This is a genomic window from Streptomyces sp. Ru71 (assembly GCF_002920535.1).
GTDB lineage: Bacteria > Actinomycetota > Actinomycetes > Streptomycetales > Streptomycetaceae > Streptomyces.
Genome location: NZ_PQSS01000001.1, coordinates 133,859 through 156,965, shown reverse-complemented (window position 1 = coordinate 156,965; position 23,107 = coordinate 133,859). Strand labels below are relative to the sequence as shown.

The following is a 23,107-nucleotide window of genomic DNA, read 5'->3' as shown; positions in this document are numbered from 1 at the left end:
AGGGGGACCGGGCCCTGCGGCCCGGAACGCGTCGAAGGCTCACAGCCGTGCGTGACCGGGCCGCGCGGCGCATGTGACCGGACCGTGACCGTTGCGGTGCGGCGGCTGTCACGGCGGGCCGCGGCATCGTGCCGCGGGCGACGCCTGACACGCGGGAATCCGCAAGCCCGGCCGCTCCCGTCCTGGATGACCGTCCCGCGCGGTGTCCGTGACGGGACGATGACCATTCCCCCGCAGCTGCCGTCACACGACCGGCGAGCCGTTGTCCTGCGGATTCGGCGACCTACAGTCGGCTCCGTCCCGGCGTCTCGCCGACTTTCCCGGAGGTTTTCGTTGAGCCCGATACGTGTCGGACCCCTGCCCGTCGGCCCTCTGCGCGCGGCCCGCCCGCACGCACGGGCGGCCGGCGCCGCCGCGGCCGCCGTCCTGCTGAGCGCCGCTCTGTCGTCCTGCTCCTCCGGCGATCCGTCCGCCGGGAAGCAGGACGCGAAGAGGGGAGGTGCGGCGGCGGTGACCGTGTCACCGCAAGGGAGTCGGGCGAAGGCCGGCGAGCCGGTCCGGGTCACGGCCCGGGGCGGCACCCTCGCCTCGGTCACCGTCACCGACGCGAAGGGCGGCCGGCTCTCCGGGGCGCTGTCGGGCGATCACCGGGCGTGGACGTCCGACCGCAACGCCGCACCCGGCACCACGTACACGATCGTGACCGTCACCCGCACCGACGACGGCACGCCGGGCCGGTCGCGGACGTCCTTCACCACGGCGGCCGCCGAGCGGGTGAACAAGGTGGACTGGCGGCCGGGTGACGCCACCACGGTCGGCGTGGCCCAGCCGATCTCGCTGGTCTTCGACCGCCCGGTGAGCAACAAGGCGGCGGTGGAACGCCAGTTGAAGGTCACCACCTCCAACGGCACCGTGGGCTCCTGGGGCTGGATGAAGGACTGGTCCGGCAAGGACCGGGTGGACTGGCGCCCGAAGGAGTACTGGCGCCCCGGCACCGAGGTGACCCTGGACGCGCGGCTGAACGGCACCGACTCGGGATCGGACGGCGGCTGGTTCGTACGTGACTACCGGGTCGCCTTCACCGTCGGCGCCCGGCAGGTGGTCAAGGTCGACCTCGACCGCAAGCAGCTCACCGTGGAGCGCGACGGCAAGACCGTGCGGACCTTCCCCGTGTCCGGGGGGACTCCAGGCCCCGAGACGGGCTCCTGGCGCGGCACGGAGGTCGTGATGGCCAAGGAGGGTTCGATCCGCATGAACTCCGAGACCGTGGGCCTCGGCGACGCCTACGACCAGAAGGTGGACTACGCGATGCGGCTGACCTGGTCGGGGACCTACGCGCACGCGGCGCCGTGGAACGCGGCGTACTTCGGCCGGGCCAACCGCAGCCACGGGTGCATCGGCATGAGCGACGCCGACGCTCGCTGGCTCTACGAGCACACCACCGTCGGCGACCCCTTCGAGGTCAAGGGCGCCGAGACCAAGGGCCGGGTGGCCCTGAACAACGGACTGGGCGACTGGAACGCGGGGTGGGACGAGTGGCGTGAGAGGAGTGCGCTGTAGGGCGGGGTGGCGTTCGGGGTCAGAGCGTGGCGGCCGGGTAGCGGACGAAGAGAATGCCGTGCACGGTGCCGTGCGGGGCGCTGTAGAGGTGGGCCGTGTCGGCCGGCCAGGACACCGAGGTGCCGGGGCCGACGCTGGTGGGCGCGTCCAGGACTCCGACGACGGCCGTGCCGCTGAGGATCATCAGCGTCTCCGTCGTGCCCGCCACGTGCGCGGCCGACTCCTGGGTGGCGCCGGCGGCGATGGTGATCCGGAAGATGTCGGTGACCGCGTCGTCGTCCTCGTGCCGCTCGATCAGGACGGCGGTGACGGCACTGCCGGACACCGCGCCTTCGTGCCGCTCGGCGTTCGGCGGCGGGTCGTCGCTGAGTACGGCGCTGAGCGGCCGGTTGAGTGCCGTGGTCAGCGCGTAGAGGGTCTCCAGGGTGGGGTTGCGGGAGCCGCTCTCCAGCTCCGAGAGGGTGCCCTTGCCCACTCCGGAGCGCCGGGACAGCTCCGAGAGGGAAAGGCCCCGGGCCGTGCGCAGTTCGCGGAGCCTGCGCCCCACTTCCTCGTTCAGCCCCATCGCCGCACCGTGCTCCCGTCGCCGCCTGCCGTTGTTGACGCCTGCGGTTGTGGGCGCCCGCCGTGGTTGACGCCTCTCACCGCCCCCGCTTAGTGTTCCACAAACAGAACGTTCTGTTTATGGAACGAGCAAGGTAGCCCTCCATGTCCTTCATCCCCGCCCGGATACGCGCGGCCGCCCCGCCGTCGGCCGTGGCCGCCGGTCTGATCGCCGTCACCGTGGGCGTCACCAGTTCGGCCGCGCTCGTGTTCACCGCGGCGAAGGCCGCGGGCGCCGGCCCGCGCGAGACCGGCTCCTGGATGCTCGCGCTGGGCGTCGGGCTGGCCGTCACCTGCGTGGGCCTCTCCCTGCGCTTCCGTGCCCCGGTCGTCACGGCCTGGTCGACGCCCGGCGCGGCCCTGCTCGCGACCGGCCTCACCGGGGTGCCGATGGGGCAGGCCGTCGGCGCGTTCGTCTTCTCCGGCCTGCTCATCGCCGTCACCGGCGTGACCGGATGGTTCGCCCGCGCCATGGACCGCATCCCGGTCCCGCTGGCCTCGGCCCTGCTCGCCGGGGTCCTGCTGCGGTTCGGGACCGGCCTGTTCAGCACCATGCACGACGGCTTCGCCATCGCGTTCCCGGTGTTCGTGCTCTACCTCCTGGCGAGGCGTTTCCTGCCCCGGTACGCGGTGCTCGCCGCCCTCGCCGGCGGCGTCCTCGCCACCACCCTCACCGGCCAGTGGCACCTGGAGCACCTGCGGATCTCGCTCGCCACTCCGGTCCTCGTCGCCCCGGACTTCGACCCGAAGGTGCTGCTCGGGGTCGGTGTGCCGCTGTTCGTGGTGACGATGGCCTCGCAGAACCTGCCCGGCGTCGCCGTACTGCGCGGCTCCGGATACGACGTGCCGGTCTCCCCGCTGATGACCTGGACGGGCGCGGTGAACGCCCTGCTCGCTCCGTTCGGCGCGTTCGGGATCAACCTCGCCGCCATCACCGCCGCGATCTGCACCGGCAAGGAGGCCCATCCCGACCGCGCCAAACGCTATACGGCGGCCGTGTGGGCCGGGTTCTTCTACCTCTGCGTCGGCCTCTTCGGCGCCACGGTCGCCGCGCTGCTGACCGCCATGCCGCAGGCCCTCGTCCTCTCAACGGCCGGCGTCGGCCTGCTGGCCACCATCGAGAACAGCCTGGCCACGGCCCTGGCCGACAAGGCGTCGCGGGAGGCCGCGGTCGTCACCTTCCTCGCCGCCGCGTCCGGCGTCACGGTTCTCGGCATCGGGTCCGCCTTCTGGGGGCTCCTCGCCGGCGCCCTCACCAGCCTCGTCGCGAACACCGGGCGCCGCGGCAGGCCGGAACCCGCGTCCCGACCAACCGCACCGGCCCCCGGCCGCCCCGTCGACGCCCCGTCGTCCTCCTCCCTCCCGGCCGGCGAACGCCCCTAGCCGCGGACCCGGGCCGCTCGCTAGACGGCTCCCATGCGCAGGTTCCAGCGGCCGTCGCGCCCGGTCAGATGGACGGCGGACAGGGGAGGGACGTCGATGCGCCAGAAGGCGGCGAGTGGGGCGTTCAGGGCGTGGATCAGTGCGGCGCGGGCCACCGACTGCTCCACCACGGCCAGCACCCGGCCGGCATCGGCCGGCATGTCGTCCAGCCAGGAGGCGACCCGGGCGCACACGGCCGCGACGGACTCGCCCCCGTGCGGGGCCGCGTGGGGATCGGACATCCACCGGGCCAGAGCCTCGGCGTCGTCGGCGGCCACCTCGCCGGGCGTGCGGCCCCGCCAGCGGCCCATGTCGGCGTCGCGCAGCGCCGGTTCGGTCCGCGCGTCCGCCACGCCCAGGGCGTGAGCCGTCTGCGCGCACCGCCGCGAGGGCGCCGTGCGGCAGGTGGTGGCCGGGGGAAGGGACGGGGCGATCGACCGGGCCTGGTGCAGCGCCCGTTCGTCCAGGGGCGTGTCCGAGGCGAAGGCCGCCTCGTGCTCCACGGGCGCGGCGCTCCGCAGCAGGGTGAGCCGGATGGTCATGACCGTCCCTTCGCCGGGGTCCGCCGTCAGCGGTTCATCGTAGGTGGCGTACGCCATGTTGGCCGGACTCCGTATTGCCCCTACCATCTGGGGCGACAAGGACGACGGCGCCACGGAAGTCCGGTGCAAGCCCGGCACGGTCGCGCCACTGTGTGCCACCCCTCCACCGGAGGTGGTGGTGAGTCAGACCCAACGCCGTCGTCGCGTGCTCCACACGATGCGGGACGCGATGTTCCCGAGGAGGTCTCGCCATGGCGCAGTCCACTGCCGCCCCCACCCCCACCACCCAGTCCCTCACTCCGCTGCCGCTGCGGACGCTCGCCCCGTGGGCCGTCTTCTTCGGCGTCCTGATGCTGGTCCTGCTGTACTTCGTCGGCGCCGAACAGGGCGCCACCGCACTGGTCTCCGGTGAGGGCGTGCACGAGTGGGTGCACGACGCCCGCCACCTTCTCGGCTTCCCCTGCCACTGACGGAGCACCCCTCATGAACTCCGTCACCGTGCGCACCTTGCTGGTGCGCGGCATGCTCGCCGGTCTCGCGGCCGGCGTGCTCGCCTTCGTCTTCGCCTACCTGGTCGGAGAAGGCCCCGTGGACGCGGCCATCGCGTTCGAGGAGGCCGGCTCCCACGAGCACGGCGGTGAGGAACTCGTCAGCCGTACCGTGCAGTCGACGGCAGGGCTCGCCACGGGCGTGCTCGTCTTCGGTGTCGCCGTCGGCGGCATCGCGGCGCTCGCCTTCTGCTTCGCGCTGGGCCGGATCGGCCGGTTCGGCGCCCGGGCGACGGCGGCGCTGACCGGTCTCGGCGGCTTCCTGCTCGTCTACCTCGTGCCGATCCTGAAGTACCCGGCGAACCCGCCTGCCGTGGGCAACCCGGACACGATCGGCAAACGCACCCTGCTGTTCGTCCTGATGATCGCGCTGAGCCTGCTGCTGGGCCTCGCCGCGATCCTGCTGGGCCGCAGGCTCGCCCCGGCCTGGGGCAACTGGAACGCCTCCATCACCGCCGGTGTCGCATTCGTCGCGGCCGTGGCGGTGGCGATGGTCGTCCTGCCGCACGGGGACAACGCGCCCAAGGGCTTCCCGGCCACCGACCTGTGGGAGTTCCGCCTGGCGTCGATCGGCGTCCAGGCGGTCCTGTGGGCGGCGTTCGGGCTGCTGTTCGGCTTCCTGGCCGAGCGGGTGCTCGAACCGCGGGCGGCGGCGAGCCGGGTCTCCGCACTGACCGCCTGATCGGTCACAGCACACGACGGCGGGGTCTGCCGGGGGCGCGCTCGGCAGACTCCGCCGCAGTGCCGGCACGGCCCGTGCGCCGAGGTGTCAGACCGCGGCACGCCACTCGCTCGGTGAGCAGCCGTAGACGGACCTGAAGGCGCGGCTGAAGTGCGCCGCGTTCCGGAATCCCCAGCCACGGCCAACCGCCGAGATGCTGCGGCTCGCACAAGCGCGGCGCCGCAGTTCGCGTGCGCACTCCTCGATCCGCCGCTGCTGGACCAGCCGGTGCACGGTGGTGTCCTCGCCCTCGAACAGCACATGGAGACGGCGCAGCGAGATGCCGTGCGCCTCGGCGACGCGTGCCGGTGACAGCCGCGGGTCACGCAAGTGCGTGTCGATGTGGGCTCGGATCCGCTCGACCAACTCCTCGCGGGCCGTGACCGGTTCCTTCGCGCCGCGCAGCCGTGCCTGCTCGTCGACGAGCGCGGCCACCAGGTCCACGAGGTTGCCGGCGAGACGTTCCCTGACATGGCCGGCGAGCGTGGCCGCGCCGTACGCCATCTCGGTGGCGAAGGGGCGCAGCAGTGCCCCCACGCCCTCGCTCCCGGGGAACGCGCGGCCCGTGACCCGCGGGACATGGGTCGCGGAAGGGCCCAGCGCGCGCTCGGGCAGCCGCACGGCGTACAGGTGGAACGGCGTGTGCTGTTCCAGCCGGAAGGGCCGGGCCAGATCCAGCAGCACCATGCACCCGGCGGGTACGACGGCCGCGCGACCGTCCTGCCGGACGGTGGCGGTGCCCTGCTCCTGCAGGATCAGCGCCGGCCCGTCGTCCCGCCCGGCCGGCACCGGTCGGGCGGTACAGCTCAGCCCCAGGGGCGTGGCCCGCATGGACAGCAGACGCACACAGCCGGCGTCCCCGCCGCTGATCGTGCCCTCGAAGTCCGTGTTCCCCGCTCGGGGCGTGACCTCCACGGGAGCCAGCCGGCTCCGCACCGCGCGCTCCCAGTGCCGTACGCGGTCCTCCGGTGGCACCCCCGCTGTGCCGACCTCGTCGTACACGGTGGCCCCCTCCTGTCTGTCCGGCAGCGCCGTCCTGCCGGGGTCAGGCGGCACGGGACACGTCCCCGCCGGCTTCGGTGACGGTGACGTCCTGGGGGAGGCCACCGTCGCGGATACGGGTGTTCACAGTGCCGAGCCTGCGCCATTCCCGAGGCGAGTGCCCGTGGACGCGGCGGAACGCCCGGCTGAAGTGGGCGGGGTCGGCGAAGCCCCAGCGGTGCGCGATCGCGGCGACGGTGAGCGCGGCCCGGCCGCCGCGGGCCAGCTCCCGCGCGCATTCCTCCAGGCGGCGGCGCTGGATGAGCCGGGCGACGGTGATGCCCTCGTCCTCGAACAGCCGGTGCAGATAGCGCACGGAGATGTGGTGGGCCGCGGCCACGGACTCCGGTGCCAGAGCGGGGTCCGCCAGATGGCGGTCGATGTGCGCGCGGATGCGCGGCACGAGGTCGCCGCGCCCGTCGTCGGCGCCGTCGGCCGAGGAGCGTTCGGCCACCAGCGTGCCGAAGAGGTCCTCCACACCGGCCGCGAGCCGCGTCGCGACGGCGGGGGCGTAGGAGTCCGCCGAGTTCAGCAGCCGGGTGAGAAAGGGGCTGAGGATCGCCCCGATCCCGCCCGTCCCGCTCACGGCGGTCACGGTGACCCGGCGCAGTTCCCGGTCGGTGACGTCCAGTCCGCGGCGGGGCAGGTGGACGATGTGGCAGGCGAACCGCTCGGGGAAGTCCAGGGTGTACGGCCGTGCCGTGTCGTAGGCGAGCAGGTCACCGGCGCCCGCGACGGCGCTGCGGCCGTCCTGGATCAGGGTCACCGTGCCCGCCGTCAGCACGAGCAGCGCCACGCACGCCTCCCCCGGTCCCCTCCGGCTGACGCGCTGGCCGTCGGCCTCGATGGAGCAGACGGGCAGATGTCCGAGGCGGCGGCCGGTGATCCGGCCGGTGAGAGGTCCGCTGCCGTGGGGTGTCACGGCCATCGGGCCCAGGGCCGTGGCGAGGGCGGCCCGCCAGCGGTCGAGCCTGTCCGCGGCGAGCGCGGCGTCCGTCGACAGCACGAGGTCCACCTGGTTCTCCCCTCTCTCCTCACCGGCAATCAACCAGCCGGGCCGGGGCGCGCACCAGGCACTCTCCAGGCAGAAAGAGGTGGGGCCGGACCGTGCACGCGGGGAACGGCGCTGTGCGCGCAGAGGCAACTCGCAGAGCCGAGCCACGCGTAGGGTGGCGGAGCCGCCTGTGCCGGGCGGTGGACCGGGTCAGTCCGTGTCCAGGCGGGCGAGCCGGGAGTGGGCCTCGGCGACCCGTTGAGGGTCGGAGTCGGGGCCCAGGGCGACGCAGCGCGTGAACGCCTCCCGGGCGTCGGCGTCGCGGCCGGCGTCGAGGAGGACGTCACCGAGCACGAGGAGATAGCGGCTCTCCAGGGCCGTGTTGCCGTCGACCCGGCACAGCGTCACCGAGGTCCGCAGGTGCTCCACCGCTTCGTCCCAGTGGCCGAGGCGGGCGAGGCCCCGGCCCAGTCCCGCGAGGGCGTTGACCCGGGTGACGGCGGCGATGTGCGGCTGTACGGCGTCGCCGGCCTCGTCGAGCAGCGCCAGGCTCTGCCGGTACACCGCGACCGCTTCCTCGTCGCGCCGGGCGCCCGTCAGGTCCAAGGCGCGTCCGAGCAGGGCCTGGAGCATGCCGGGCAGATCCCCCGCCGCCTCGAACAGGGCGACGGCGTGCGCATTGTGGTCGAAGGCCGCTTCCGCCTCGCCGAGCAGGTGGTGCGCCCAGCTCGCGTAGTGGTGCGCCCACGCCTGCTGGATGCGGTCACCGGCCCGCCGGGCGGCGACGAGCGCCCGTCCGGAGTACTCCAGGCTGTCCCCGGGTCTGCCCTCGCACAACAGCAGGGCCCAGGCGTAGTAGTTGAGCTGGGTGGCTTCGAGCAGTGGGTCGCCGAGCGCCTGGGCCGAGCGGACGGCGGTGCGGAAGACCTCCGGCCAGTGCCCCCAGAAGATCCACTGGTCGGAGAACCAGTGCAGGGACTCGGCCACCTCGACGACGGTGGCGTGGGCGCCGTCCGCCGCGGCGGCGTGCAGGGCGGCCAGCCAGTTGGGGGCCTCGGCCTGGAGCCACTCGCGGGCCTTGTCGGCACTGGCGAGGTCCACGGTGCCCTGCCAGGTGGGCGGCGGGGCGCCGTGGTCGGGCTCGTACCACCGGCCGGCCACGACGGCCGTCTCCAGCAGCCAGTGGAACATCGACCGGCGGGCCCGGTCGGCGTCCTCGGCGCTCTCCTCGGCGGCGAGCCGGGCGCGGCCGTACAGGCACAGCAGGTCGTGCAGCCGGTAACGGTCCCCGCTGGTGCCGAGCAGGCCCGCCTCGACCAGTTCCTCCAGGGTGTCCTCGGCGTCGTAGAGGTCCTGGCCGGTGAGCCGGGCGGCGCCGGCGGCGCTCGCCTCGGGGCCGGGGACCAGCGACAGGCGCCGGAACAGGCAGGCTGCGGTGGGGGTGAGCTGACGGTAGGACAGGTCGAAGGCGCCGGCCACCCGGATGTCCCCGGCGGACAGCGTGTCCAGTCGCCGTTCCTCGCGGGCCAGCCGGTCGGCGAGCCGGCGCAGGCTCCAACCGGTGCGGGTCGCCAGCCAGTTGCCCGCGACTCTGAGGGCGAGCGGCAGGTGTCCGCACAACCGGGCGACCTCCTTGAGGGCGTCCGGTTCGGCCGTGGCGCGGTCCTCGCCGACGAGGGAGGTGAGGAAGGCGGCCGATTCGGCGGCATCGAGCCGGCCGAGCGGCAGGCGGTGCACGTCGTCGAGTCCGGTGAGCATGCGGCGGCTGGTCACCAGCACCAGCGTGCGGCCGGAGCCGGGCAGCATCGGCCGTACCTGCGCCTCGTCGCGGGCGTCGTCCAGCACCAGCAGGCAGCGGCGGTCGGCGAGGACCTGCCGGTAGAGGGCGGGGTGGGCCCGGGGCCCGGACTTGGCCAGGTCGCGGTCGGGCACGCCGAAGGCCTTGAGCACCTGGACCATCAGCTCCGAGGGTGCGGGCGGGGTGTCGTCGGTGCCGCGCAGGTCCACGACGAGCTGGCCGTCCGGGAAGCGGTCGGCGAGCCGGCGGGCGGCACGCAGCGCGAGGGTGGTCTTGCCGGTGCCGGGTGGCCCGTGCACGGCGACGACGACGGGCTGGGCGTGCGCGGCCACGGCGCCGGCCTCGGCGTCGTGGTCCGCGGGCGGCTCGGCGAGCTTCTCCAGCTGTGCCAGTTCGTCCGCGCGGCCGACGAAGTCGTCGATGCCACGGGGGAAGGAGCGCACGCCGACGGGGCTGTACGCGGGGGTACGGCCGCTGCGAGCGGCGGCGAGCAGCCGCTCCCGTTCGCCGTCGTCGAGACCGAGCCCGTCGGCGAGCGCGGCGACCGTGCGGCGTTGCGGGGCGGCCCGCCGTCCGCGTTCCAGGTCGCCGATGCCCCGCACGCTGACGCCGGACGCCTCCGCCAGGGCCTCGATCGTCAGCGACTTCGCCAGCCGCAGCTCCCGCAGCAGCGGCCCGAAGGCCGCCTCGCGCGCGGACATACCCGCCCCTTCCACCCACCTCGATACTTGAACATTGTAGGAGACCGTGCGGTGTTCTTGATCAAGCAAGGGGTGAGGCAGGCGTGGTCACCCGGAGAGCGGCAGCCGGCAGGTCCTTCCCGGCTGGACGCCGATGGTCCGGTCCGGCAGCCGTACGTCGATGGGCGGCAGGTCGGACGGCGGGACAGCGATCTCCAGCCGGCCGCTCTCCAGCCGCACCCGCACACCCCAGTGCCCCTGGTAGCGCAGCGAGAATCCGTACGACGACAGCTCCGGCAGCGGGACGGGGTCCAGCCACAGCGCTCCCTCGCGGGTCTCCAGACCGGTGAGCCCCCGCTGGACCAGGTCGAGGGTGCCGGCCATCGCGCCCAGGTGGACGCCCTCGCCCGTGGTGCCTCCCTGCAGGTCGGCCACGTCGCTCCTGAGCGCCTCCAGGCAGAAGGTCCATGCTTCGGCCCGCCTGGCCCGGGCCAGGACCCAGCCGTGGACGAGGCCGCTGAGAGTGGAGCCATGAGTGGTGCGGGCCAGGTAGTGGTCGACGGTCCGCTGCCAGGTGCCCGCGTCCAGCCGGTGGCCCAACCTGCCGAGCAGCCACCCCAGTTCCGCGGGTGAGAAGAGGTAACCCAGCATCAGCACATCGGCCTGCTTGGACGCCCGGTAGCGGTTGACGGTGTCACCCTCGGCCTCAAGGATGCGGTCCAGGCGCCGGATGTCGCCGTACCGCTTGCGGTAGCCGTCCCAGTCGAGTTCGGCGAGGTCGCCGTAGCCGTCGAACTGGCTGATGACACCGTCGTGGAAGGGGACGTGCAGGGTACGGGAGACGTCCTCCCACCGCTCCAGCTCACCGGGGTCCACAGCGGTGCGTTCGAACAGCTCACGCCGGCGCGGCTCCGGCAGATCGCGCAGCACCCGCAGCGTCCGCGCCAGCACCCAGGCCGCGGTGACGTTCGTGTAGGCGTTGTCGTCGAGGCCGGGCGCTGCCGCCCCGGGATACGCGTCGTGGTACTCGTCCGGGCCGACCACGCCACGGATGCGGTGCCGGCCCAGGTGCTCGTCCCAGACGGCGGAGTCCGCCCAGAAGCGCGCGATCTGCAAGAGCATCTCCGCGCCCTTGGTGTGCAGGAACTCCGCGTCGCCACTGGCCTCGCAGTACTGCCACACGTTGTACGCGACGGCCGACCCCACATGGTGCTGAAGATGCGTGTGGTCCGGCAGCCAGCGCCCCGAGCGGGGGTTGAGGTGGAGCCGCTGGGTCTCCTCGCGCCCGTCGCTGCCGCTCTGCCACGGGTACAGGGCGCCCCTGCGGCCGATGGCCCGCGCCGCCGCCCGCGCCCGGTCCAGCCGCCGGTGGCGGTAGAGCAGCAGACCGTGCGAGACCTCGGGGAAGTGCAGATTGAGGTAGGGCAGCACGAACAGCTCGTCCCAGAAGACGTGCCCGCGGTACGCCTCACCGTGCAGACCCCGGGCCGGGACGCCCACGTCCAGGTCGGCGGTGTGCGGCGACAGGGTCTGCAGGACGTGGAACAGGTGCAGCCGCAGGATGGCGCCCTCCTCTCCGGGGACGTCGATCTCGGCTCGGCGCCACAGCTGGGCCCAGGCCGTGCGATGGGACTCCAGCAGTTCCCCGAATCCCGGTGCGGCGGTCACCCGGTCCACGGCGGCCTGCAGCGGATCGCTGATCGCCGGGTCGCGCGAGGTGTGCAGCGCCACCGTCTTGTCCACGGTGCGGGTCCGGCCCGGTTCCAGCCGCAGACGCAGCCGTTGCACGGCACGTGGCCGCTCGTGCGCGTCGGTGACGGGGGCGTCCGCCGTGAGCCGGGCCGCCAGGGCGATCCGGATGTCCGAGGTGCGGGTACGGCAGCGCAGCCACACCGTGTCCGGGCCGGCGGTGCCCGTGTGCACGTGGGTGAGGTGGTGCCCCTCCAGGCCGCGGTAGCGCTGCACTCCGGCGTTGGTGACTCCCCCGTCCAGGGCCGCCTCCACCTCCAGGTCCGTGGCGGCACCGTCCACGGTGAAGGCGGTGCGCAGGGCCGCCAGGTGGGGATCGGCCATGTGCACGAGGCGTTCCTGGCGGACGGTGAGGGTCCGTTCTGCGTCCAGTCCGTATGAGGTGATCCGCTCCAGCAGCCCGGATTCCAGGCGCAGCGTGAGGTGGTGGTCGAGCACCGGCGCGGTGTCCGGGGTGAGCCACTCCCCGCCCGCCGGTCCGAAACGCACGGGCAGCCAGTTGGGCAGGTTGACCATGTCCTCGTTCTCGACCCGGCGGTCCGCCACGACGGAGGTGAGCCGGTCGTAGCAGCCGGCCGCGTATGTGCCCGGGTAGTGGATGTCGTCGGCGTCGCACTCGGGAAGGGCCCCACGGGTGGCGAAGCGGCCGTTGCCGAGCGTGCACAGCGATTCGCGCAGACGTTCGTCCACGGGCGCGTAGCCCTCGTACTCCCAGGTCCAGGCCGCCATGCGGGCGCCCCCTTCGCCGCTCCGGGCCGGATGACCCCGAGGAAGGTCCCTGCCGGACCAGTGTCCCCCAGAAGCGATCACCGCGCCGGACCGATCGACCCCGGCAGGGCACCGGGGACGACAGGCCCCATCACCCGGGGCGAACCGGCCCCCCTTGACCTGCCGCAACGGCCCAAGCCGCGGGGCCGCGCCTGCTGCCACGCTGGATGTACCAGGGCATGCGGACGTTTTTCGGTGTCGATCACCGGGCCCGTTCCGCAGGACCGGAGGGAGAGCGTCATGCGACACCGTACGGTGGGGGATCTGATGACCCACCGCGTCGTCAGGGTGGAGCGGGACACGCCGTTCAAGGCCGTCGTCAGGCTGCTGTCCGACGCCGACGTGACCGCCCTGCCGGTGGTCGACGGCCTCGGGCACCCCGTCGGCGTGGTGTCGGAAGCCGATGTGCTGCGCACGATCGCCGCCCGCCCGGACCCCGCCGGCCTGCCGCTCGGGTCCCACGGCAACGGCGGGCGTCCGGCGGTCGACCGCGTCACGGCGGAGGTCCTGATGACGGCGCCCGCGGTGTGCGCGCGACCGGAGTGGACGGTCGTGGAGGCGGCACGCGTGATGGAGGCGAGCGGCGTCAAACGGCTTCCGGTGGTCGACGAGACGGACGCGCTGGTGGGCATCGTCAGCCGGGGCGACCTGCTGCGGGTGTTCCTGCGCCGGGACGACGCGTTGCGCGACGAGATCGCCGGTGACGTGCTGAGCGGCACGCTGGGCCTCGCCCCCGCCGACGTGGCGGTCGATGTGCGCGAGGGTCGGGTGACGCTCAAGGGTCATGTCGCCGGCGAGGAGTTGATCCCCGTGATCACCCGGCTGTGCCTCGGCGTCGACGGCGTGGTGTCCGTGGCCGCGGACCTGAGCCGCTCCTTCTAGGACCGCCGTCCCCCGGCGTCCTGGAGGGTCGCCCGGCCCGCTTCCAGGCGGGCGATCGGGACGCGGAACGGTGAGCATGACACGTAGTCCAGGCCGGCCCTGTGGAAGAAGTGGATCGAGTCGGGGTCGCCGCCGTGCTCGCCGCACACGCCGGTCTGGAGGTGGGGGTGTGCGGCCCTGCCCTCCGCCACGGCGAGTTCCACCAGGCGGCCCACGCCCTGCTGGTCGAGCGTCTCGAACGGCGACACGGCGAAGACGCCCTTGTCCAGGTACAGCGGGAAGAAGGAGGCTTCCGCGTCGTCCCGGGAAAGGCCCCAGGTGGTCTGGGTGAGGTCGTTGGTGCCGAAGGAGAAGAAGTCGGCGGCCTCGGCGATGTGTCCGGCCGTGAGCGCGGCGCGGGGTAGCTCGATCATCGTGCCGACCGGGCAGTTCAGCGGTGTTCCGGTCTCGGCGGTCACCTCGGCCAGGACGCGCTCGGCCTCGGTGCGGGCCAGGCGCAGTTCCTCGACCGTGCCGACGAGCGGGATCATGATCTCGGCGTGCGGCCGGCCGCCGTCGCGCAGCCGCTGGACGACCGCCTCGGCGATGGCGCGCACCTGCATGGCCATGAGTCCGGGGACGGCGAGGCCGAGGCGGACGCCGCGCAGGCCGAGCATGGGGTTCTGCTCGTGCATGCGCTCGACGGCGGCGAGCAGCTCGCGGTCGTGCGGGTCCGGGTGGTCCGAGCGGGCGATGCGGACGGCGAGGTCGGTGCGGTCGGGCAGGAACTCGTGCAGCGGCGGGTCGATGAGCCGGATGGTGACCGGCAGGCCGTCCATCGCGGTGAGGATGCCGGTGAAGTCGGCGCGCTGGTGCGGCAGCAGAGCGGCGAGGGCCTGCTCCCGGGCGGTGTCGTCGCGGGCCAGGATCATCGCCTCGACCAGCTCCCGGCGCTCGCCGAGGAACATGTGCTCGGTGCGGCACAGTCCGATGCCCTGGGCGCCGAGCGCGCGGGCGCGGGCGGCGTCCTCGGGGGTGTCGGCGTTGGCCCGCACCTGGAGCCGGCGCACCGCGTCGGCGTGCCCGAGGGTGTCCAGGACCGCCTCGGTGAGGGCGTCGGCGGCGGTGCCGGTCTCCAGGGCGCGGCCGACGTCGGAGGCGGTGAGCGGGAGCGCGCCGAGGTGGACGGTTCCGGCGGTGCCGTCGACGGAGAGGGTGTCGCCCTCGTGGACGACGTCTCCGGCCGCGGTCGTGAAGCGGCGTGCGGTGGTGTCCACGGTCAGCTCCTCGGCGCCGCAGACGCACACCTTGCCCATGCCGCGCGCCACGACGGCCGCGTGGCTGGTCTTGCCGCCCCGGCTGGTCAGCACCGCCCGGGCGGCGATCATGCCGGGCAGGTCGTCCGGGGTGGTCTCCCGGCGGACGAGCACCGTGTCCTGGCCCTCGGCCGCCCGGCGGATGGCCTCGGCGGAGTCGAAGACGGCGACGCCGACCGCGGCGCCCGGTGAGGCGGGTACGCCGTGGGCGAGGGGGACGTCGGCCGGGGTGGTGTCGAAGCGCGGGAACATCAGCCGGGTGAGGGCGGTGCCGTCGATCCGGTCCAGTGCCTCGTCGGCGCTGATGGTGCCCTCCTCGCGCAGGTCGTGCGCGATGCGGAAGGCGGCCTCGGCGGTGCGCTTGCCGACCCGCGTCTGCAGGATCCACAGCCTGCCGCGTTCGATGGTGAACTCGACGTCGCACAGGTCCCGGTAGTGGTCCTCCAGGGTGCGCAGGTGACGGCCGAGTTCCGCGTAGGCGCGTGGGTCGAGCTGCTCCAGATCGGTCAGCGGCAGGGCGTTGCGCACACCCGCGACGACGTCCTCGCCCTGGGCGTCGGGCAGGTAGTCCCCGTACACGCCCCTGTCACCGGTGGCCGGGTCGCGGGTGAAGGCCACGCCGGTGCCGGAGTCGTGGCCCAGGTTGCCGAAGACCATCGCCTGGACGTTGACGGCGGTGCCGAGGTCGTCGGGGATGTGTTCGCGGCGCCGGTAGACGCGGGCGCGTTCGACGTTCCAGGAGTCGAAGACGGCGCGGATCGCGCGGGTGAGCTGCTCGGCGGGGTCCGTCGGGAAGTCCTCGCCGGTCTCCCGGCGGATGATCCGCTTGAACTCCTCGGTGAGCAGCACCAGTTCACCGGTGTCGAGCTCGTGGTCGCCGGCCAGCCCCCGGTGGGCCTTGCGTGCGGTGAGCGCCTGCTCGAACAGGGCGTCGTCGACGCCCATCACCGTGTGGCCGAACATCTGCACGAGCCGCCGGTAGGAGTCCCAGGCGAACCGCTCGTCGCCCGACGCCTTGGCGAGCCCGCCGACGGACTGGTCGTTCAGGCCGATGTCGAGGATCGTCTCCATCATCCCCGGCATCGAGAAGCGGGCCCCGGAGCGCACCGAGACCAGCAGCGGATCGTCGGGGGCGCCGAGGGCACGGCCCATGGCACGCTCCAGGTCGGCCAGGGCCCGGCCGGCCTCGACACCCAGCTCGGGCGGCTCCTCCCCGGTCGTGAGGTAGACCGTGCAGGCCTCGGTCGTGACCGTGAACCCGGGCGGCACGGGCAGGCCCAGCCGGGTCATCTCGGCCAGCCCCGCTCCCTTGCCGCCGAGCAGGGCGGCCATGTCCCGGCTGCCCTCGGCGAAGGCGTACACGTACTTCGTCGGCGTGCTCATCGCGTTCCGCCTTTCGCTGCGGGGCTCTTCCACCGCTCCCCGAGGCCGTACCGGCGCGGCGCTCCTCGTCTTCCAGCGTCACCCCGCCGGGCCCGGGCCGCCAGGCCCGTCACCGGTGCGGAACGACGACGTGAGCTTCACTGGCCGGACGGGCCGCCCCGGGCCTCAGACCGCGATTCTGCGGCCGGTCATGCCGACGGGGTCGATCCGCATCCACAGCGTGCGCCTGCCTCCGGCCCAGGGCTTGCTGTAGACCCGCTCGGTGAGCCTGCGGGCCTCGTCGGGGTCCGTCACGGTCCGTGCCCTGCCCTGCACGAGCACGCTCCAACCGGAGCTGAACGCCTCGTCGATGCGGTCCACTTCGAAGGCCACCCGGCGGCCGGCGGCGCGGCCCGGCGTGGCGCGCGGGTCGGTCCGGAAGACGATGGCGCCGTCGACGACGCTGTAGTTGACGGGGACGATCACGAGCCCGTCGGTCGTGAGAACCGCGAGCCGCCCCACTCCATGGGTGCCGAGCAGGGTGCGGCACTCCTCGGCTCCGAGCTGGACGAGCTCCGCCGTGCGGGAAGCCTTCCCCAGTCCCTCCGGCAGCTCGGCGGTGCCGCCGGCCAGCTCCGTGACGGTGGTCTCCAGAGCACCGGCCAGCCGCAGGAGGGCGCTGGGGCCGGGCGCGGCTGCGGGGTGCTCCTCCAGGTGACGCACATAAGCGGCGGACATGCCGGCGCGGGCCGCCACCTCCTCTCGGGCGAGCCCGAGCCGCGTACGGCGCTGCGCGATACGACGGCCCAGGTCTCCCAGCGGAGCCTCCCGCACCGGGGCGGGCGCGACCTGCCTGTCCACGACCTGCCTGTCCATGACCGTCACTTCCTCCTGGTCGGGCCGCCGGGGCGAGCCAGTTCGTTGTGCGGGGGCCCGCCGAGCACCACCTTGAGGGCGCCGGTGTCGGCGGCCCGGGCGAAGACGTCGTAGGCCTGTTCCATGTGGTCCACCGGGAAGGTGTGGGTGACCAGCGCGGACGTCGGCAGCCGGCCGGCGGCCGCCATGCGCAGCAGCCTGGGCAGGGAGTGGGTGTCGACGAGTCCCGTGGTGACGGTGACGTCCATGATCCACAGGTCTTCCAGATGGAACATGGCCGGCTTGCCGTGGACGCCGACATTGGCGACGTGCCCGCCAGGACGCACCATGCGGGTGCACAGCTCGAAGGTCTCGGGCAGTCCGACGGCCTCGATGGCCACGTCGGCGCCCAGCCCGTCGGTGAGGTCCGCCACCAGTTGCTCGGGGGACTCGGCCGGATCCGCCACGGCGTCGGCGCCGAGCCGGCGCGCGGCCTGGAGCCGGGAGGCGGCCGGGTCGACGGCGAGGATCCGCTCGGGGCTGAAGAGCCGGGCGGTGGCGATGGCGGCCAGCCCGACCGGCCCCGCGCCGACGACCGCGACGGTGTCACCGGGCCGCACCCGGCTGTTGAGGACGCCGACTTCGTAGGCGGTCGGGAAGATGTCCGCGAGGAGCACGGCGTCCTGGTCGGCGAGTGAGGCGGGCAGTGGGTGCACCGACAGGTCGGCGTACGGCACGCGCACGTACTCGGCCTGGGTTCCGTCGACCAGGTGGCCGAGGATCCAGCCCCCGCCGCCCCGGCACTGGCCGTACATCGCCTTGCGGCAGTAGGCGCAGCGGCCGCAGGCGGTGATGCAGGAGATCAGCACCCGGTCGCCCGGCCGGACCGTGCGGACGTCGGCGCCGGTCTCCACGACCTCGCCCACCGCTTCGTGCCCGAGCACGGTGCCGGGCTGGACCTCCGGGACGTCGCCCTTGAGGATGTGCAGGTCGGTGCCGCAGATGGTGACGGCATCGACCCGCACGATCGCGTCGGTCGGCTCCTTCACGGCCGGATCGGGAACGTCCTCCCAGGAGGACCGGCCGGGACCATGGAAGACGTAGCCCTTCATGGTGATCCTTACTGAAGTCTCGCAGGCACGGGTTCGCGCCCCTCACCTTCAGCTTGTGCGGTGCACCGGACCCTGACTTGGGCCGACCGGCCCCAGTGACCGGCCGACCGGGCCCTGCCGGGCATCCGCCGACCTGCCGAGCCCGAACGCCCCGAGTCTCCCCGTGCCCCGCGCTTCAGCGCCGGTTTCCCCGAGGCTTCAGCGGCACCGTCGGCAGCTCCGGGGCCGGCAGCGGATCGCCGTCGTATCCCGTCACCTCGCCGAACCGTCGGCCTTCGGTCCAGTCGCGGCGTGCCTGTGCGATCTCCTCCGTCGACCGTCCGATGAAGTTCCACCACATGATGATCTCCTCCTGGAACGGCGGGCCGCCCAGGAGGATCAGCCGGGCCGGCTCGGGTGCCTGGTTGGTCAGGGTGAGGGTGGTGCGGCCCGGGGACGTGTAGCCGAGTTCGGCGGGCTTCAAGGCGGTTCCGTCGAGGAGGACGTCGCCGGTGTCGACGAGGACGCCGTGTTCGAAGTCGGCGGCGACATCGAGCGTGACGGTGGCGCCCGGGTCCACGCGCAGCTCCGCGCCGAGCAGGGGGGTGAAGGTGCGTACCGGGGAGGTGTCCCCGGCGAGGGTGCCGAGGAAGACGCGGGCCTCGCCGCCGTCGAGCGGTACCGCGGCGGGGGCGTGGTGCTGGAAGTCCCGTGCCGTGTCGCGGTGCTCTTGGGGCAGGGCGACCCACAGCTGCACGCCGTGCAGGACGGTGGTCGCGGGGGTGGACACCTCGGAGTGGCAGATGCCGTGACCGCTCGTCATGAGGTTGAGCTCGCCGGGCCGGACGAAGGCGTGCACGCCGAGGCTGTCGCGGTGTTCGATCTCGCCGCTGAAGAGCCAGCTGACGGTCTGCAGGCCGATGTGCGGGTGCGGGGCGACGTCCATGCCGCCGCTCGCCGCGACGTCGTCGGGCCCGTAGTGGTCGGCGAAGCACCAGGCGCCGATCAGCGTGCGGGACCGCTGCGGCAGTGTGCGCCGCACCCGCATGGCGCGGGGGCCGCCCAGGGGCACGTCGCGCGGTGTGAGGACCTCGATGCCGGCCGCCGTCGCTTCCGTAGCGCTCACTGGTCTGCTCCCTCCCCCGCAAGGAAAGTTCGATTTTCAACATTCACGGGATGATGATAGGACGTACCTCGATGGATCGCGCGATGAAGGAGATCACGTGGCGGAGACGGTGACAACGGTGGCCACCGGCGGGCGGGTGTACGTCGACAAGCAGAGCCCCGACGCCTATCGCGCGCTGACGGCGACGGCCGAGGCGGTCCGCGCGGTCGCCGCGCAGGCGGGCCTCGACCGCATCCTCGTCGAACTGGTCAACATCCGTGTCTCGCAGCTCAACGCCTGCGCCTTCTGCCTCGACCTGCACACCCGGGCCGCCCTGCGCGCCGGGGAGACGACGCAGCGCCTGGGCGTGCTGCCCGCCTGGCGCGACACCGAACTGTTCACCCCCCGGGAACGCGCGGCGCTGGCCCTCGCGGAGGCCACCACCCACCCGGCGGACGCGCAGGCGCAGAGCACCGCCTACACCCTCGCCCGCTCCGTCCTGTCGGACGACGAGATCTCCGCCGTGATCTGGGTGGCGATCACCATCAACGCCTTCAACCGGGTCTCCGTCCTGAGCAAGCACCCGGTACGCCCGGCCGCCGCCCGCTGACCCGCCATCGGCCCGGCGCCGCGGCATTGCGCACGCGCGTTTCCCGCACGCGCGCCTAGCATGCGTGTGCAAGCAGAGGCGACCGAAGGGAATCGTCGGCATGCGCATCGATCTGACGGGACGCACCGCTCTGGTCACCGGCTCGACGCAGGGCATCGGCGCGGCCATCGCCGCCGGCCTCGCCCGGGCCGGCGCCCGGGTGGCGCTCAACGGCCGCACCGAGGAGCGCGTGGCCGAGGCCGCGGCCCGGCTGACCGAGGAGGTGCCCGGCGCCGACGTGGTCCCCGTCGCCGCCGACGTGTCGGACGAGGCGGGCGCGGCCCGGCTGGCCGAAGCACTCCCCCACGTGGACGTCCTCATCAACAACCTGGGCATCTTCGGCGCGGCCGACCCGCTGGAGATCACCGACGAGGAGTGGCGGCGCTACTTCGAGGTGAACGTCCTCGCCGCCGTACGGCTGACCCGGCTCTACCTGCCGCAGATGACGCGGCGCGGCTGGGGCCGCGTCCAGTACATCGCCAGCGACTCGGCCGTGGTCGTCCCGGCGGAGATGATCCACTACGGCATGACCAAGACCGCGCTGCTCGCCGTCGGCCGGGGGTTCGCCAAGCAGGCGGCGGGCACCGGGGTGACCGTGAACTGCGTCATCGCCGGGCCCACCCACACCGGCGGTGTGGAGGACTTCGTCTACGAACTCGTCGACCGGGACCTGCCCTGGGACGAGGCCCAGCGCGCCTTCATGCGGCAGCACCGGCCGCAGTCGCTGCTGCAGCGGCTGATCGAGCCGGAGGAGATCGCCAACATGGTGGTCTACCTCAGCTCGGACCAGGCCTCGGCCACCACCGGAGGAGCCCTGCGGGTGGACGGCGGGTACGTCGACTCGATCCTGCCCTGACGCCCCGCCGTCAGCTCGTGGCGCGGACCGCCTCACGGATCAGCTGGGCGACCTCCTCCGGCCGCGAGACGGCCACCGCGTGCGAGGCGCCCTCCACCTCGACGATCGTCGCCCCGGCGCGCTTGGCGCCGAAGCGCTCCACCTCCGGGTTGATCGCCTGGTCGGCGGCGGCGACCAGGGCCCAGGACGGCTTGGTCCTCCACGCGGCCGCGGCGGCCCGCTCCTCGAACGCCGCGGCGGCGAGCGGCCGTTGGGCCGCCGCGAGCGCCTTGGTGGTCTCGGCCGGCACGTCGGCGGCGAAGATGGCCGGGAAGGCGTCCTCGGCGATGGTGACCTCGACGGCAGAGGCGCCGCCCGGCACCGGGTACGTCCACTCCTTGAGGCTGCTCACCAGCGGGGACGCCGGGAACCGGCCCTGGAGTTCGCCGAGGCTCTCGCCCTCCTCCAGGACATAGGCGGCGACGTAGACGAGGCCGACGACGTTCTCGGTGGTGCCGGCGACGGTGATGAGAGCGCCGCCGTAGGAGTGCCCGACGAGCACCACGGGGCCCTCGATCTGGGCGGCGACCGAGGCGATGTAGGCGGCGTCCGCGGCCAGGCCGCGCAGCGGATTGGGCGGGGCGATGACCGGGATGCCGTGGCTCTGCAGATGCGAGACGACGCCGGTCCAGCTGCCGGCGTCGGCGAACGCGCCGTGGACGAGGAGGACGGTCGGGGTGGTCATGGACGTGGTTCCTCCGGTGTTCAGGCGCCGTGCAGGGCGGTGTGCAGGGTGCGGACGGCCATCGAGATCGCGGCCTCGGCGGCGTGGGTCTGGCGCAGCGCGTCGAGCATCACGAAGTCGTGGATGATGCCCTGGAAGCGCACGGCGGTGACGGGGACCCCGGCCGCGCGGAGCTTGTTCGCGTAGGCCTCGCCCTCGTCGCGCAGCACGTCCGCCTCACCGGTGATGACCAGCGCCGGCGGCAGGCCGGTCAGCTGCTCGGTGGTGGCGCGCAGCGGGGAGGCGGTGATCTGGGCGCGCTCGGCCTCGTCGGTCGTGTACTGGTCCCAGAACCACTGCATGCCGTCGCGGCGCAGGAAGTAGCCCTCGGCGAACTGGTGGTAGGACGGGGTGTCGAAGTTCGCGTCGGTCACCGGGTAGAAAAGGACCTGCTGCACCAGCGGCAGGCCGCCGCGCTGCTTGGCCATCAGGGTCAGCGCGGCCGTCATGTTGCCGCCCACGGAGTCCCCGGCGACCGCCAGGCGCGTACCGTCCAGTCCCCGGGCGGCGCCCTCGTCGACGATCCAGCGGGCGACGGTGTGGTTCTGCTCGATGGCGACCGGGTAGCGGGCCTCGGGTGACAGGTCGTACTCGGGGAAGACCACGGCGGCCTCCGCGCCGACGGCGAGTTCGCGCACCAGCCGGTCGTGGGTGTGGGCGTTGCCGAACACCCAGCCGGCGCCGTGGATGTAGAGGATCACCGGCAGGGTGCCGGTGGCACCGGCGGGCCTGACGATCCGCGCCCGGACGCTGCCGGTGGGGCCGCCCGGCACGGTGACCCATTCCTCGTCGATCGCGGGCTTGGCGATCTCGCCGGACTGCACCTCGTCGACGGTCTTGCGGCCTTCGGCGGGGGGCAGGTCGAACAGATAGGGCGGGTTGGCGGTCGCCTCGGCGAACGCGGCGGCCGCGGGCTCCAGTACGGGCGGTACGGGCTCTACGGCATCGGGCATGTCTTCTCCTGGCTCGGTGGTTCGGTACGCCGCCGACCACGCTAGAAGCGCCGGGAGAGGCAGCTTGCCGCCGCGTGCACAGCCGCTTTCCCCTCAGCGCACGCGGCCTTCCGGGACGACGGCGAACTCCCGGGGCAGGCAGCCCCCTATGCTGCCGAGATGATCAAGCCCATCGAACTCGTCATCTTCGACTGCGACGGCGTCCTCGTCGACAGCGAACGCATCGCCGCTCGTGTCCAGGTCGCCCTCGGCGCGGAACTGGGCTGGCCGCTCACGGAGGATCAGGTCGTCGACCGGTTCATCGGCCGCTCGCACGCCGCCATCCGCGAGCAGGTCGCCGCACGGCTCGGCGAGCGGACCGCCGCCGTCTGGTCGGAGCGGTTCGAGCAGCTCCATCGCGAGGCCGTGGACCGTGAACTCACCGCCGTCGAGGGACTTCCCGAGGCGCTGGACGCGATCACCCTGCCGACCTGTGTGGCCTCCAGCGGCTCCCACGACAAGATGCGCCACACCCTCGGGCGCACCGGCCTCTACGACCGTTTCGCGGGCCGCATCTACAGTGCCACCGAGGTCGCCCGCGGCAAGCCGGCCCCCGATCTGTTCCTGCATGCCGCGCGGCAGATGGGCACCGACCCGGCCGCCTGTGTCGTGGTCGAGGACAGCCGGCCCGGCATCGAGGCCGCCAGGGCCGCCGGCATGCGCGCGTTCGGCTACGCCGGCGGGCTCACTCCGGCCGCACGGCTGGAGGGTCCCGGCACCACCGTCTTCCACGACATGCGCAAACTGCCGCTGCTGCTCGACGAGCAGCTGACGGACGGAATCTGAGCCAAGATGCCGGGCCCGGGCGGCCGGCTCACGAGACTGCCGGGC

General features: G+C 73.3%; 20 protein-coding genes. 8 read left to right on the top strand and 12 right to left on the bottom strand.

The features are described from left to right. The first annotated feature begins 333 nt into the window (after positions 1-333). Entirely contained in the window at positions 334-1,560 is a 1,227-nt protein-coding gene (locus C3489_RS00735; RefSeq protein ID WP_374936708.1) for an Ig-like domain-containing protein, read from the top strand. Positions 1,561-1,579: 19 nt separating this feature from the next. Here C3489_RS00735 and C3489_RS00730 read toward each other — a convergent pair whose 3' ends face one another. Beyond that, positions 1,580-2,125 carry a helix-turn-helix domain-containing protein gene (locus C3489_RS00730; protein ID WP_103778660.1) on the bottom strand — a complete coding sequence of 182 codons (546 nt, stop codon included), beginning with the start codon at positions 2,123-2,125 and terminating at the stop codon, positions 1,580-1,582. 143 nt (positions 2,126-2,268) lie between these two features. On the opposite strand from C3489_RS00730, the gene C3489_RS00725 reads away from it, so the two are divergent. Then, positions 2,269-3,546: a benzoate/H(+) symporter BenE family transporter gene (locus C3489_RS00725; RefSeq protein ID WP_103778658.1), complete on the top strand. Its 1,278-nt coding sequence runs from the start codon at positions 2,269-2,271 to the stop codon at positions 3,544-3,546. 20 nt (positions 3,547-3,566) lie between these two features. Here C3489_RS00725 and C3489_RS00720 read toward each other — a convergent pair whose 3' ends face one another. Then, positions 3,567-4,184 (bottom strand): histidine phosphatase family protein, encoded by a 618-nt coding sequence (locus C3489_RS00720; protein ID WP_308460796.1) that lies wholly within the window; start codon positions 4,182-4,184, stop codon positions 3,567-3,569. A 194-nt stretch (positions 4,185-4,378) separates the two neighbouring features. Here C3489_RS00720 and C3489_RS00715 point away from each other — a divergent pair, with 194 nt between their 5' ends. Then, the gene (locus C3489_RS00715) at positions 4,379-4,597 is read left to right on the top strand and encodes a CbtB-domain containing protein (RefSeq protein ID WP_103778656.1); all 219 of its coding nucleotides are present in this window, start codon (positions 4,379-4,381) and stop codon (positions 4,595-4,597) included. 13 nt (positions 4,598-4,610) lie between these two features. Then, entirely contained in the window at positions 4,611-5,357 is a 747-nt protein-coding gene (locus C3489_RS00710) for a CbtA family protein (RefSeq protein ID WP_103778654.1), read from the top strand. A gap of 87 nt (positions 5,358-5,444) precedes the next feature. Here the strand turns inward: C3489_RS00710 and C3489_RS00705 are convergent, their stop codons facing one another. From C3489_RS00705 to C3489_RS00690, 4 genes are all read right to left on the bottom strand, one after another. Next, positions 5,445-6,398 (bottom strand): helix-turn-helix domain-containing protein, encoded by a 954-nt coding sequence (locus C3489_RS00705; protein WP_181139438.1) that lies wholly within the window; start codon positions 6,396-6,398, stop codon positions 5,445-5,447. 43 nt (positions 6,399-6,441) lie between these two features. Then, positions 6,442-7,452, bottom strand: a complete 1,011-nt coding sequence (locus tag C3489_RS00700) for a helix-turn-helix domain-containing protein (protein WP_103778650.1) — start codon at positions 7,450-7,452, stop codon at positions 6,442-6,444. Positions 7,453-7,641: 189 nt separating this feature from the next. After that, a complete protein-coding gene (locus C3489_RS00695) occupies positions 7,642-9,930 on the bottom strand; it encodes an NB-ARC domain-containing protein (RefSeq protein WP_103778648.1) in 2,289 nt (762 codons plus the stop codon). An 87-nt stretch (positions 9,931-10,017) separates the two neighbouring features. Beyond that, positions 10,018-12,387, bottom strand: a complete 2,370-nt coding sequence (locus C3489_RS00690; protein WP_103778646.1) for a glycoside hydrolase family 65 protein — start codon at positions 12,385-12,387, stop codon at positions 10,018-10,020. Positions 12,388-12,666: 279 nt separating this feature from the next. On the opposite strand from C3489_RS00690, the gene C3489_RS00685 reads away from it, so the two are divergent. Continuing rightward, the gene (locus C3489_RS00685; RefSeq protein ID WP_103778644.1) at positions 12,667-13,308 is read left to right on the top strand and encodes a CBS domain-containing protein; all 642 of its coding nucleotides are present in this window, start codon (positions 12,667-12,669) and stop codon (positions 13,306-13,308) included. Here C3489_RS00685 and ppdK read toward each other — a convergent pair. From ppdK to C3489_RS00665, 4 genes are all read right to left on the bottom strand, one after another. Further along, positions 13,305-15,986 (bottom strand): pyruvate, phosphate dikinase, encoded by a 2,682-nt coding sequence (gene ppdK, locus C3489_RS00680; protein ID WP_103778642.1) that lies wholly within the window; start codon positions 15,984-15,986, stop codon positions 13,305-13,307. The two genes, C3489_RS00685 and ppdK, sit on opposite strands and share 4 nt — an antisense overlap. A gap of 165 nt (positions 15,987-16,151) precedes the next feature. After that, positions 16,152-16,841 carry a pyridoxamine 5'-phosphate oxidase family protein gene (locus C3489_RS00675; RefSeq protein WP_103778888.1) on the bottom strand — a complete coding sequence of 230 codons (690 nt, stop codon included), beginning with the start codon at positions 16,839-16,841 and terminating at the stop codon, positions 16,152-16,154. Between the two features lie 5 nt (positions 16,842-16,846). Continuing rightward, positions 16,847-17,932 carry a zinc-dependent alcohol dehydrogenase family protein gene (locus tag C3489_RS00670; protein WP_103778640.1) on the bottom strand — a complete coding sequence of 362 codons (1,086 nt, stop codon included), beginning with the start codon at positions 17,930-17,932 and terminating at the stop codon, positions 16,847-16,849. 175 nt (positions 17,933-18,107) lie between these two features. Beyond that, on the bottom strand, positions 18,108-19,037 hold the full coding sequence (locus C3489_RS00665) for a pirin family protein (protein WP_258054511.1): 930 nt from the start codon (positions 19,035-19,037) through the stop codon (positions 18,108-18,110). 97 nt (positions 19,038-19,134) lie between these two features. Here C3489_RS00665 and C3489_RS00660 point away from each other — a divergent pair, with 97 nt between their 5' ends. Both C3489_RS00660 and C3489_RS00655 read left to right on the top strand, forming a co-directional pair. Then, on the top strand, positions 19,135-19,626 hold the full coding sequence (locus C3489_RS00660) for a carboxymuconolactone decarboxylase family protein (RefSeq protein WP_258054510.1): 492 nt from the start codon (positions 19,135-19,137) through the stop codon (positions 19,624-19,626). A gap of 100 nt (positions 19,627-19,726) precedes the next feature. Continuing rightward, complete coding sequence (locus tag C3489_RS00655) at positions 19,727-20,521, top strand: SDR family NAD(P)-dependent oxidoreductase (RefSeq protein ID WP_103778636.1); 795 nt, start codon at positions 19,727-19,729, stop codon at positions 20,519-20,521. A gap of 10 nt (positions 20,522-20,531) precedes the next feature. Here C3489_RS00655 and C3489_RS00650 read toward each other — a convergent pair whose 3' ends face one another. Together C3489_RS00650 and C3489_RS00645 are read right to left on the bottom strand one after the other, a co-directional pair. Beyond that, entirely contained in the window at positions 20,532-21,245 is a 714-nt protein-coding gene (locus C3489_RS00650) for an alpha/beta fold hydrolase (protein WP_103778634.1), read from the bottom strand. A gap of 20 nt (positions 21,246-21,265) precedes the next feature. Continuing rightward, positions 21,266-22,237: an alpha/beta hydrolase gene (locus C3489_RS00645; protein WP_103778632.1), complete on the bottom strand. Its 972-nt coding sequence runs from the start codon at positions 22,235-22,237 to the stop codon at positions 21,266-21,268. Between the two features lie 159 nt (positions 22,238-22,396). Between C3489_RS00645 and C3489_RS00640 the strand changes: the two genes are divergently transcribed. Next, a complete protein-coding gene (locus C3489_RS00640; RefSeq protein ID WP_103778630.1) occupies positions 22,397-23,062 on the top strand; it encodes an HAD family phosphatase in 666 nt (221 codons plus the stop codon). The last annotated feature ends 45 nt before the right edge of the window (positions 23,063-23,107 follow it).

What these genes read in the sequence shown, in the direction of transcription:
- ppdK (WP_103778642.1), bottom strand. Translation starts at nt 15,986, where the DNA reads ATGAGCACGCCGACGAAGTACGTGTACGCCTTCGCCGAGGGCAGCCGG.
- C3489_RS00730 (WP_103778660.1), bottom strand. Translation starts at nt 2,125, where the DNA reads ATGGGGCTGAACGAGGAAGTGGGGCGCAGGCTCCGCGAACTGCGCACG.
- C3489_RS00725 (WP_103778658.1), top strand. Translation starts at nt 2,269, where the DNA reads ATGTCCTTCATCCCCGCCCGGATACGCGCGGCCGCCCCGCCGTCGGCC.
- C3489_RS00695 (WP_103778648.1), bottom strand. Translation starts at nt 9,930, where the DNA reads ATGTCCGCGCGCGAGGCGGCCTTCGGGCCGCTGCTGCGGGAGCTGCGG.
- C3489_RS00675 (WP_103778888.1), bottom strand. Translation starts at nt 16,841, where the DNA reads ATGGACAGGCAGGTCGTGGACAGGCAGGTCGCGCCCGCCCCGGTGCGG.
- C3489_RS00655 (WP_103778636.1), top strand. Translation starts at nt 19,727, where the DNA reads ATGCGCATCGATCTGACGGGACGCACCGCTCTGGTCACCGGCTCGACG.
- C3489_RS00640 (WP_103778630.1), top strand. Translation starts at nt 22,397, where the DNA reads ATGATCAAGCCCATCGAACTCGTCATCTTCGACTGCGACGGCGTCCTC.
- C3489_RS00690 (WP_103778646.1), bottom strand. Translation starts at nt 12,387, where the DNA reads ATGGCGGCCTGGACCTGGGAGTACGAGGGCTACGCGCCCGTGGACGAA.
- C3489_RS00720 (WP_308460796.1), bottom strand. Translation starts at nt 4,184, where the DNA reads ATGGCGTACGCCACCTACGATGAACCGCTGACGGCGGACCCCGGCGAA.
- C3489_RS00645 (WP_103778632.1), bottom strand. Translation starts at nt 22,237, where the DNA reads ATGCCCGATGCCGTAGAGCCCGTACCGCCCGTACTGGAGCCCGCGGCC.
- C3489_RS00685 (WP_103778644.1), top strand. Translation starts at nt 12,667, where the DNA reads ATGCGACACCGTACGGTGGGGGATCTGATGACCCACCGCGTCGTCAGG.
- C3489_RS00650 (WP_103778634.1), bottom strand. Translation starts at nt 21,245, where the DNA reads ATGACCACCCCGACCGTCCTCCTCGTCCACGGCGCGTTCGCCGACGCC.
- C3489_RS00715 (WP_103778656.1), top strand. Translation starts at nt 4,379, where the DNA reads ATGGCGCAGTCCACTGCCGCCCCCACCCCCACCACCCAGTCCCTCACT.
- C3489_RS00710 (WP_103778654.1), top strand. Translation starts at nt 4,611, where the DNA reads ATGAACTCCGTCACCGTGCGCACCTTGCTGGTGCGCGGCATGCTCGCC.
- C3489_RS00670 (WP_103778640.1), bottom strand. Translation starts at nt 17,932, where the DNA reads ATGAAGGGCTACGTCTTCCATGGTCCCGGCCGGTCCTCCTGGGAGGAC.